The organism is Kitasatospora sp. NPDC004669, assembly GCF_040609455.1.
Taxonomy (GTDB): Bacteria; Actinomycetota; Actinomycetes; order Streptomycetales; family Streptomycetaceae; genus Kitasatospora.
This window is the reverse complement of sequence record NZ_JBEXKB010000034.1, coordinates 89,971-99,710: the sequence shown is the minus strand read 5'-3', so window position 1 is coordinate 99,710 and position 9,740 is coordinate 89,971. Positions and strand designations below refer to the sequence as shown.

Genomic DNA, 9,740 nt, shown 5'->3' with positions numbered 1-9,740 from the left:
CTGGCGCCCCGGTGGGGCGTCCCCGCCCCCGGTCCCCTTCCGCCCGCCGGGTCGCCGGTCGGTGTTCTTTCTCTTTGGGGGGGGTTATGGGGGCGCGGCCGACTTCCCACGCACGAAGGCACAAAATGAAGGCTGCGCCCCAGAAGAGCTGGGACGCAGCCTTCATCTCATCGGACAAGCGAACTGTGGCCAGGCCTTGGTGGGACATGTGATCACGTAGTGGCCCCACCGCCGGCTGTCGGTCACCCACCGGGACCACACCACGTCCGTAGGCTCGGCCAGTTGCTCGATCGTGCCCTGGCGCCGGGCCTCGATCGGCATCCAGGCATCACCTCCGGGCGTGTGCTCCTCGTACCGCTTCGCAAGCCATTCGACCGCGTCGGCCGCCGCTTCCCATGTGCCGCGTACCTCCGACACCCCCGGCCACCCGCAGTCCCGTGTGGAGGTCGGGGGAGTGCGAGACGGTCACGGCCGTCACCCGCGTGAGGCCTGCCAGTCGAAGAAGCCGCCCGGGGCATCGTCCGGCGGGATCAGGTCGGCGCGCCGGACCACGCGCTCCAGTCCGCCGCGCAACGGGCGGACGTAGATGCCGGTCTTGCCGATCTCCATGATCTCCACGGCGGCGCCGGTACGGCGCTCGTAGACGCGCTGGCCGGGCTCCGGCATCCACTGCTCGGCCACGGTCACCTCCACAGGCTGATGCGGGTGGTCAGCTGGTCGGCAGGCACCTGGCGGGGCGGGGCATCCGGCTCGAACAGCGGCCGGACCAGGGCCCTGCCGTCCTCGGTTCCCACCAGCTCCACAAGGCACCCGGTCGTCAGGTCTTTGCGGACCGGGTTGTTCTCGATCCGCTCCATGAGCTCCGCGTGGGAACGGCGACGTTTCGACGGCTGGCTCTTGTTGGTCGATTGGGCGAAGCCCGCAGCGGACATGAATGGCTCCCGTGGCTCTCGGATTCGTGGGCGAGAAGCCAGATTAGGGAAATCGCGGGGAGTTGCTCAATGATATTCCTGATGTCGACTAAAGATCTTGGGATATCCCTCGATAGTGGTCGGCCCACTCGCCTAGCTTGACCCGAGCGTCCTCGCCCCAGAGCGAATATCCATCGAAGATTTGAAACTCGTCTAGGTATTCCTGAATATCCCTGGGGTCGCGGAACACCAGCGCTCCCGTGGACACTTCCACGGTGGCTAGCGACGCGTCATAGATCGTGAAGACATTCAAGGGCGCCCATGGCATGTGGCCAGCCATGGGAATAATGCCGAGTCGTACATTCGGCAGGCGAGACACGGAGGCCAGTCTGTCGATCTGCATCGCCATGGCCTGCGCCGACACTAGTGGCCAGCGGCAGGCCTGCTCGGTCAGGATGAAGTTGAATCGCTTAGCTGGCTCGTAGAGGACGGCCTGCCGCTCCAGCTTCTTGGCAATTGCCTTCGAATGATCGCCCGGAAATGTGGCCAGGCTGGCTCTGATGTACTCCGGCGTGGCAAGTAGCCCGGTAATCATGGTCGGCAAGAAGTAGCGAAACTCATGAGAGTTTCGCTCCAGTGCTGCCAGTTCAACTTGCTTCTTGTCCAGGCCCTTTCGGCGCAGGGCCCGGGCGTCCTGCCACTCGGTGTTGGCGATACGAGCAAGCGCCGTCACCTGCGCTATCAGCTCCGGCGGCGCGTCGAGTGCCCGAACGATCAGTTCGACGTCAACGAGTGACGGCGTGACCCTGCCTGTCTCGATCTTGGAAATCTTGGACTGTGACATGCTGACACGCCGAGCGAGCTGGACCCCGGAGAGTCCAGCTCGCTTGCGCAGCTCTTGAAGAAGTGCCGCTAGATCTGAGTTCGACTGACCTAGCTCTTGCGGATCAAGCGCCAATGCCCTTCACGTACTCCTCGAAAGGCACCGATTCAGCGATTGCGATCCGCTGATACTCGATGAACGGGCTGATGTCACCCTCGAACACGGTGCGGTCGATCTGCGTTCCATCGGGGAGGTAGTTCATGAGCACTACCTCCTTTTTGTCGAACATCCAATAGTCGGTGACACCGGCCAGTGGATTGGTGCGATCTGTGACGTCCATGATCCGCACGTCTTCGCCGGCCCAGACGTGTGGAAGGTAATACATGAACTCGTAACGGAGATACTCGGAGAGCGGTCGAGTGGCGATGTGCACTCGTCCCTTGACTTTTCCTTCTCGCCGCACTCGCTTGAGGTCGTCCGTGTATTCGTTGGAGTGCGTGTGCGGGTCGATCCGCTCACCCGACCGGAAGGCTCGCAGCTCGTCTGCCTCCTGTGGGACATTGTAGGCTGGAAGAGTCTCCAGCCTCCACGCTTCCATCTTGAATTCTCGGAACTTGGCCTGCCAGGCGTCACCATCCAAGCGCAACGAAAGCCTCCCGAAGTACGCTCTCAGGGATCTCCACGAGCCCCTCGCCGCAGGGCGGCGTGAAGTCGTCGGTGAGGTTCCCCTGGAACACGAACGTCCCGCGCTCGGAGCGGTAGACGTTGGGGCAGTCGTTCTGATTGCACTCCCCCGAGCCACTGCCGTTGCCCGTGTTGGTCAGCCGCGTGAGACCCGACCTCTTGTCCATCTCAACTCCCTTGGCGTGCGGCCCAGTCGGACCGCCCGGACACGACGCTAAAGATTCGATCACTGCCTGTCTATGACAGGACAGCGATATTCCCGTGTTGGACTAAGGATCATGGTTTGGCCGCGCAAGCCCTTCAGCCGCAGCCGAACGAGCGATCGACAACCAGGGCTTTGTATGCCGGATTCTGTCTTCCTGGGTCATGCGGCTTCTTCCGGCGGCCTCTTGCGAGGCGCAAGAGGCCGCCGGAAGAGGCGGTCACACGCCAGCGGCGAAGTGGTCGAACTCGCCGCGCTTGACACCTTCGATCCAGAGCGCGAACTTCGTGGGCGTGGTGACGATGACCGAGTCGGGGGCGGCGGACTCGCGGACCTCGATCAGGCCCTCGCCATTGACGGACACCTCCACCGAGTTCCCGCCGTCCTGAGTGCTGCTGGTCGACTTCTGCCACTGCTGGGACATGACTTAACTCTCCAATTCCAGTCCGTGCTTGATGTGTTGGATCACTCCCCACGAGTCCCGCCGGGAGTGGGGACGCGCGGAGGTCGTTGAGTTGCTGGGCGGAAGAGCCAGGCGGCTGAGGTCTTCGAACCTGCTCCGGTACTCCAGCAGTGCATCGGGCGAGTCGGTGAACTGGGAGACGCCCGGATGGTCGATGACCAGCGTGGACAGCGCACGGGAGGGCGGCTCGGTGATCAGGAAGGGGCCCGGATACGGAAGGGTGGCTTTGACGCTGAAGGGGAAGATCTGAATCGTCACGTTGGGCTTCTCCCCCACGTCAAGCAGGTGGGCCAGCTGATCCTGCATGGCCGTCCGGTCGGCAAAACTCATCAGCAGTGCGGCTTCGTGGATGACGAACCGGAACTCGGCCGGCCCATCGAGGATCTGCTGCCGGGCAAGGCGGAAGGAGATGGCGTCTTCGATCTGGGCGGGTGAGAGGGGCGTCTTGCTGTTCAGGAAGGTCCTGCGGATGTAGCCCTCAGTCTGGAGAAGGCCGGGGATGAAGAAGGTCTCGTAGTTGAGGTACGCCCTCGACCAGTGCTCCAGTTCGGCAAGGTCCAGAGCGAACGCGGGAACACGCCGTCTGTGTGAGCTCCACCAGCCCCTGCCGTCGCTGGCTCCGAGGGCGGCCAGGGTGGCCAGATACTCTTCATTCGTGCAGCCATAGAAAGCGGCGAGTTCGCGCATCCGGATCTCATCCAGGCCGGTGCGTGCGGCTTCGATGTGGTTCAGCTGTGGGCCGCGCATGCCGACGTGTGCGGCGGCCGTCTGCACTGCTACGTCGGCGTCCAACCGGAGGCGGCGCACCTCGGCGCCGTATCGCCGCTGACGCTCGCTGATGTGCGCTCGCAGAGCCAAAGTCCGTCCCTTCCCGTGGCATCGGCAGTGTCGCGCGTGAGGGTCGCGCAGCGCCACTCCAAGGGGACCCACCGTAGCGTCACCCTTACGAGTGGTTGCATTAGTGAGGGGGTTGGCCTACCTTCGGTATCGGGTCGACTACTGAATGTCGATCAGATCCCGAAGTGCACCCCGGGTGTGGGGGTGCAGGCCGCCGACGCCTGCGCTTCTCCACCGTCGGCGGGGGCAGGCCACGGGGTACCTCTTCTCTTCCAGGTGCATTCCACTCAACTCAGGGCTGGAGACAGTCATGTGCCCTCCACCGTTCCGTCCCTCCCGGGACCCACTCGTCTCCGAGTTCCGGCTCGACCTCTCTCCGCCAGCCCTTCCCGGGATGGTCGGGCCGATCCGTCGGCTCCTCCGGGACGTCCTCCATGCCATGGGGCTGGACCCGGACTCGGCGTGCCTCATCCTCTCCGAGCTGGTGACCAATGCGCTGGTCCACGGGGAGGGGCGGCCGAGCGTCGTGCTCGAACTCCGTTGCGGCAAGCTGCACATCACCGTTTGCGACGCCTCGGGGAATCCGCTCCAACGGCAAGCCACGGACGACTCGCGGGCGAGTGGCCGGGGCCTGGACATCGTCGAAGCCCTCTCGGAGGAGTGGGGCGTCGAACTGATCGGCAGCTACGGCAAAGCGGTGTGGGCCGTGACCAAGATGGCGCACAGGTGATCGGATTGGCCGCGCTGTTCGGCGCCTCGGTGTTCGTGGCGTGGTTGGCCTGGCGCGTGAACGCTCATCCCCGCGAAAGCCGCTCCATCAGACGGGACTTGGCCGCCGGCCACTCGTCCGCGAGCATCGAGAAGTAGGCGGTGTCACGCCAGGTGCCGGTGGGCCGGAGGCGGTGGCGGCGGAAGACGCCCTCGAACTGGGCGCCGAGGCGCAGGATCGCGTTGCGGGAGCGCTCGTTGAGGGCGTCTGTCTTCCAGAACACCCGGCCCATGCCGAGGTCCTCGAAGGCGTGGGTGAGCAGCAGCAGCTTGGCCTCGGTGTTGACCGCGGTGCGCCAGACCGAGCGGGCGTACAGGGTGCCGCCGATCTCCACGGACTCGTCCTTCGTGCTGAAGTCGTGGTAGCCGGTGATGCCGACGGCGGTGCCGCTCGCGAGGTCGACGGCGGCGAAGTGGACGCACTCCCCCTCGGCGGCCTCGGCGATGCGGGCGTCGAGGATCCTGCCGAGTTCCTCCTCCGAGGCGGGCGGGAGGTTCATGGTCCAGCGCCAGACCTCGGGCTCGGAGCCGACGGTGGCCCAGAGGTCGGGGAGGTGGCGGCGCTCCAGTGGCTCCAGGCGGACGTGGCGGCCGGTGAGGGTGACGGGCGCGGGCAGCTTCGCGGTCATGATCCAGACGGTAGCGCCACTTTGAACTAGAGGCAATCGATTGCTGCACTAGTGCAAAATCGAAGGCAGGCAAAGTGAAGGGCCCTGCGGGACGCGAACGTCCCGCAGGGCCCTCGAAAGCACTCAGGCTCAGATGAACGAGTTGATCTGGATCGTCTCGTCCCGGCCCGGGCCGACACCGATGGCGGAGATCGGCGCGCCGGACATCTCCTCCAGCGCCTTCACGTACGCCTGGGCGTTCTTCGGCAGCTCGGCGAAGGTCTTCGCCTTGCTGATGTCCTCGTTCCAGCCCGGCAGCGTCTCGTAGACCGGCTTGGCGTGGTGGAAGTCCGACTGGTTGTAGGGGAGCTCCTCGACGCGCTTGCCGTCGATCTCGTACGCGACGCAGACCGGGATCTGCTCCCAGCCGGTCAGCACGTCGAGCTTGGTGAGGAAGAAGTCGGTGAGGCCGTTGACCCGGGTCGCGTAGCGCGCGATGACGGCGTCGAACCAGCCGCAGCGGCGGTCGCGGCCGGTGGTGACACCGCGCTCGCCGCCGATGCGGCGCAGCGCCTCGCCGTCCTCGTCGAACAGCTCGGTCGGGAACGGGCCGGAGCCGACGCGGGTGGTGTAGGCCTTGAGGATGCCGATGACCCGGTCGATCTTGGTGGGGCCGATGCCGGCGCCGGTGCAGGCGCCGCCCGCGGTCGGGTTCGACGAGGTCACGAAGGGGTACGTGCCGTGGTCGACGTCGAGCAGGGTGCCCTGGCCGCCCTCCAGCAGGACGACCTTGTTCGCCTTGAGCGCCTCGTCCAGGACGAGGGTGGTGTCGGCGAGGAAGGGCTTGATCTTCTCCGCGTAGCCCAGGTACTCCTCGACCACCAGGTCGGCCGGGATGGTGCGGCGGTTGTACAGCTTGACCAGGATCTGGTTCTTGTCGTGCAGCGCCGCCTCGATCTTCTGGCGCAGGATCGACTCGTCGAACAGGTCCTGGACCCGGATGCCGACGCGGTTGATCTTGTCCGCGTAGGTCGGGCCGATGCCGCGGCCGGTGGTGCCGATCCGGCGCTTGCCGAGGAAGCGCTCGGTGACCTTGTCCAGGGTGCGGTGGTACGGCGTGATCAGGTGGGCGTTGCCCGAGATCAGCAGCTTGGAGGTGTCGATGCCGCGCTCGTTCAGTCCGGCCAGCTCGGAGAGCAGCACGGCCGGGTCGATCACGACGCCGTTGCCGATGACCGGTGTGACGTTCGGGCTGAGGATGCCGGAGGGGAGCAGGTGCAGGGCGTACTTCTGGTCGCCGATGACCACCGTGTGACCGGCGTTGTTGCCGCCCTGGTAGCGGACGACGTAGTCGACGGAGCCGCCGAGGAGGTCGGTGGCCTTCCCCTTGCCCTCGTCTCCCCACTGAGCGCCAACGAGCACGAGTGCCGGCACAGGCGTACACCCCTTCCGGTTGGGGCATCCTGCGTAGGCCGCTGTCTGCCCCGAGATAGACGAAGCCCCTGGCGCAACGGCGCAAGGGGCTCTTGCACCGAGAGATTACCTGAGGAAGGACCGGTCGTGTCGTCCCTGTCCACGCCTGCAACCAGCGGCCCCGAGCCGATTCTGCTGCTCCTCGACCCGGTGGCCCGGCGGACCGACGGCGAGTCGGTGCGGATCGCGAAGGACGTGCTCTGCGGGGGTACGGACGTCAAGGTGGCCTATCCGGAGAGCCCGTCCGAACTCGACCGGGTGCTTTCGCACCGGGGTCGGCGGCGACCGGTGGTGATCGGTTCCGATCTCGCCCTGCAGCGGGTGCTGCAGGCGCTGCATCGCCACCGTGAGCTGGGCGCGGATCCGGTGGGCATGGTTCCGGTAGGGCGCACGGAGGAGCTGGCGACGGCCCGCGCGCTCGGCGTGCCGGGGGAGCCGGTGCGGGCCGCGCGCGCGGTGCTCTCGGGCGCCCCGCGCACCTTCGACCTGCTGGTGGACGACGGTGGCGGGGTGGCGCTGGGCGGGGTGCGGATCACCGGTGGCGGCACCCGCCGGTTGGTGGGCCGCCCGGGTGGCTGGCGTTCGCTATGGGCGAAACTGGCTGCGGCCGAGCAGGCGAACGCACTCGCCTCGGAGGCCGTCGACCACAGCCCCCGGGTCCGGGTCGAGGCGGACGGCCGGCTGCTCGCGGACGTGCACCGGCCGGTCCGGCTGGTGCAGCTGACCCTGCCGGGTGGTGGTGGGGACGCCGAGGGCGCCGGGGCGGACGCCGAGGGCGTGCTGGAGGTGGTGGTCCGCGCGCCGGGGGCGCTCGTGCGCGCCCGGGCCGCGAGCGTCTCGGTGGTCGGCCGCGGCTTCGGCTACGAGGCGGACGGCCACCCGGTCGGCCCGGTCCGCGCCCGGACCTGGACGGTGCACCCGGGCGCCTGGGGGCTGCTGCTGCCGGCCGCGTAAGGACGCGCGCGAATGACGCGCGCGAATGACGCGCGCGAAGGCCTGTGCGAAGACCCGCGCGAAGGCCGCCGAGGAGGGGGCCCGCCACGTGAACCCCGGCTGAACCCCGGGTGAGCAGGCTCACGTTCGCGCCCACCCCGACAACCACCGTTCCGCACACGGAACTGCGCACCGAACTCCCCAACAGGCGCGAACCGCAAGGCCAACCGCCACCCGCCGGAATTCCCCCCACCCGAAATCCCCAGCCCGTAAGGGGTTTTGTCTACGCGCGTTACTCCGAGAGGACCGGACAAACCCGCAGTCCCGCGTTCCGGAAGCCTGTGCCAACTGCCCTAGACTCGAAGGCGTGCCACGTGGTGACGGAAGACTCAACCACGATCTTCTTCCCGGCGAGAAAGGCCCCCAGGACGCGTGTGGCGTCTTCGGTGTCTGGGCTCCCGGCGAGGAGGTCGCCAAGCTCACGTTCTTCGGCCTTTACGCCCTGCAGCACCGCGGTCAGGAATCCGCGGGCATCGCAGTGAGCAACGGCTCCCAGATTCTCGTCTTCAAGGACATGGGACTCGTCTCCCAGGTCTTCGACGAGGCCTCGCTGGGGTCGTTGCACGGGCATATCGCCGTCGGACACGCCCGCTACTCGACCACCGGTTCCTCGGTCTGGGAGAACGCCCAGCCGACCTTCCGGGCGACCGTGCACGGTTCGCTGGCCCTCGGGCACAACGGAAACCTGGTGAACACCGCCGAACTGGCGGCCATGGTCGCCGAACTGCCCGGCGAGGAGCACGTCTCCCGCTCCGGCCGGACCGCCGCGACCAACGACACCGACCTGGTGACCGCCCTGCTGGCCGGCCACCCGGACCTCTCCATCGAGGAGACGGCCAAGGTCGTGCTGCCCAAGGTCAAGGGCGCCTTCTCGCTCGTCTTCATGGACGAGAACACGCTCTACGCCGCCCGCGACCCGCAGGGCATCCGCCCGCTGGTGCTCGGCCGGCTGGAGCGCGGCTGGGTGGTCGCCTCCGAGACGGCGGCGCTGGACATCTGCGGCGCCTCCTTCATCCGCGAGGTCGAGCCCGGCGAGCTCATCGCCATCGACGAGAACGGCATGCGCAGCTCCCGGTTCGCCGAGGCCAAGCCCAAGGGCTGCGTCTTCGAGTACGTCTACCTGGCCCGCCCCGACACCTCCATCGCCGGCCGCAACGTGCACCTCTCCCGCGTGGAGATGGGCCGCCGCCTGGCGAAGGAGGCCCCCGTCGAGGCCGACCTGGTGATAGCGACGCCCGAGTCCGGCACCCCCGCCGCGATCGGCTACGCCGAGGCCAGCGGCATCCCGTACGGCTCCGGCCTGGTGAAGAACGCCTACGTGGGCCGCACCTTCATCCAGCCCAGCCAGACCATCCGTCAGCTCGGCATCCGGCTCAAGCTGAACCCGCTGCGCGAGGTCATCGCCGGCAAGCGCCTGGTGGTCGTGGACGACTCGATCGTCCGCGGCAACACCCAGCGCGCGCTGGTGCGGATGCTGCGCGAGGCGGGCGCCGCCGAGGTGCACATCCGGATCTCCTCGCCGCCGGTGAAGTGGCCCTGCTTCTTCGGCATCGACTTCGCCACCCGCGCGGAGCTGATCGCCAACGGGATGACGGTGGAGGAGATCGGCCGCACGCTCGGCGCCGACTCGCTCGCCTACATCTCGATCGACGGCATGATCGAGGCCACCAAGCAGCCCAAGGACAAGCTCTGCCGGGCCTGCTTCGACGGCGAGTACCCGATGGAGCTGCCGGACCCGGCGCTGCTCGGCAAGCTCCTGCTGGAGGCCGAGATCAAGGGCGGCCAGCAGCAGCCCGCCGTCCGCGGCAAGCCGACCAGCGGCAGCGACCTGGACGGCGTCCAGTCACTGCTCGGCGGGGCGGGCGCGGCCGACGCGCTGCGCCGCCCGTAACGAGTCCACGGTGGGGTCCCGCGAACCGGGACCCCACCGCTGTTCCACCCCCCTCCCGCTGTAACGAACCGCCCCCACCAGACCCGA

General features: G+C 67.4%; 12 protein-coding genes. 3 read left to right on the top strand and 9 right to left on the bottom strand.

The genetic code is table 11. The annotated features are described in order from the left end of the window. Positions 1–474: 474 nt before the first annotated feature. From ABZW30_RS26370 to ABZW30_RS26340, 7 genes are all read right to left on the bottom strand, one after another. Entirely contained in the window at positions 475–687 is a 213-nt protein-coding gene (locus tag ABZW30_RS26370) for a hypothetical protein (protein WP_355673667.1), read from the bottom strand. Continuing rightward, complete coding sequence (locus ABZW30_RS26365; RefSeq protein ID WP_355673666.1) at positions 684–932, bottom strand: hypothetical protein; 249 nt, start codon at positions 930–932, stop codon at positions 684–686. The genes ABZW30_RS26370 and ABZW30_RS26365 overlap by 4 nt, the downstream gene beginning before the upstream one ends. An 88-nt stretch (positions 933–1,020) precedes the next feature. Beyond that, positions 1,021–1,869, bottom strand: a complete 849-nt coding sequence (locus tag ABZW30_RS26360; protein ID WP_355673665.1) for a helix-turn-helix transcriptional regulator — start codon at positions 1,867–1,869, stop codon at positions 1,021–1,023. Next, positions 1,859–2,380: a DUF6879 family protein gene (locus ABZW30_RS26355; protein ID WP_355673664.1), complete on the bottom strand. Its 522-nt coding sequence runs from the start codon at positions 2,378–2,380 to the stop codon at positions 1,859–1,861. Before ABZW30_RS26355 ends, ABZW30_RS26360 begins: the two co-directional genes overlap by 11 nt. Then, the gene (locus ABZW30_RS26350; protein WP_355673663.1) at positions 2,364–2,585 is read right to left on the bottom strand and encodes a hypothetical protein; all 222 of its coding nucleotides are present in this window, start codon (positions 2,583–2,585) and stop codon (positions 2,364–2,366) included. Before ABZW30_RS26350 ends, ABZW30_RS26355 begins: the two co-directional genes overlap by 17 nt. Before the next feature lie 255 nt (positions 2,586–2,840). Next, positions 2,841–3,044 carry a DUF397 domain-containing protein gene (locus tag ABZW30_RS26345; RefSeq protein ID WP_355673662.1) on the bottom strand — a complete coding sequence of 68 codons (204 nt, stop codon included), beginning with the start codon at positions 3,042–3,044 and terminating at the stop codon, positions 2,841–2,843. Positions 3,045–3,047: 3 nt separating this feature from the next. Then, the gene (locus ABZW30_RS26340; RefSeq protein WP_355673661.1) at positions 3,048–3,875 is read right to left on the bottom strand and encodes a DUF5753 domain-containing protein; all 828 of its coding nucleotides are present in this window, start codon (positions 3,873–3,875) and stop codon (positions 3,048–3,050) included. Between the two features lie 211 nt (positions 3,876–4,086). Between ABZW30_RS26340 and ABZW30_RS26335 the strand changes: the two genes are divergently transcribed. Continuing rightward, entirely contained in the window at positions 4,087–4,650 is a 564-nt protein-coding gene (locus ABZW30_RS26335; RefSeq protein ID WP_355673660.1) for an ATP-binding protein, read from the top strand. Between the two features lie 64 nt (positions 4,651–4,714). Here ABZW30_RS26335 and ABZW30_RS26330 read toward each other — a convergent pair whose 3' ends face one another. Together ABZW30_RS26330 and ABZW30_RS26325 are read right to left on the bottom strand one after the other, a co-directional pair. Continuing rightward, positions 4,715–5,317 carry a GNAT family protein gene (locus ABZW30_RS26330; protein WP_355673659.1) on the bottom strand — a complete coding sequence of 201 codons (603 nt, stop codon included), beginning with the start codon at positions 5,315–5,317 and terminating at the stop codon, positions 4,715–4,717. A 129-nt stretch (positions 5,318–5,446) separates the two neighbouring features. After that, positions 5,447–6,730, bottom strand: coding sequence for an adenylosuccinate synthase (locus tag ABZW30_RS26325; RefSeq protein WP_355673658.1), 1,284 nt, complete (start codon positions 6,728–6,730; stop codon positions 5,447–5,449). A gap of 126 nt (positions 6,731–6,856) precedes the next feature. On the opposite strand from ABZW30_RS26325, the gene ABZW30_RS26320 reads away from it, so the two are divergent. Together ABZW30_RS26320 and purF are read left to right on the top strand one after the other, a co-directional pair. Beyond that, positions 6,857–7,723 carry a diacylglycerol kinase gene (locus ABZW30_RS26320; protein ID WP_355673657.1) on the top strand — a complete coding sequence of 289 codons (867 nt, stop codon included), beginning with the start codon at positions 6,857–6,859 and terminating at the stop codon, positions 7,721–7,723. Positions 7,724–8,069: 346 nt separating this feature from the next. Next, a complete protein-coding gene (purF, locus tag ABZW30_RS26315) occupies positions 8,070–9,653 on the top strand; it encodes an amidophosphoribosyltransferase (protein ID WP_355673656.1) in 1,584 nt (527 codons plus the stop codon). The last annotated feature ends 87 nt before the right edge of the window (positions 9,654–9,740 follow it).

Coding starts and splice junctions, on each gene's coding strand:
- ABZW30_RS26365 (WP_355673666.1), bottom strand. CDS start 932: ATGTCCGCTGCGGGCTTCGCCCAATCGACCAACAAGAGCCAGCCGTCG.
- ABZW30_RS26350 (WP_355673663.1), bottom strand. CDS start 2,585: ATGGACAAGAGGTCGGGTCTCACGCGGCTGACCAACACGGGCAACGGC.
- ABZW30_RS26330 (WP_355673659.1), bottom strand. CDS start 5,317: ATGACCGCGAAGCTGCCCGCGCCCGTCACCCTCACCGGCCGCCACGTC.
- ABZW30_RS26335 (WP_355673660.1), top strand. CDS start 4,087: ATGTCGATCAGATCCCGAAGTGCACCCCGGGTGTGGGGGTGCAGGCCG.
- ABZW30_RS26345 (WP_355673662.1), bottom strand. CDS start 3,044: ATGTCCCAGCAGTGGCAGAAGTCGACCAGCAGCACTCAGGACGGCGGG.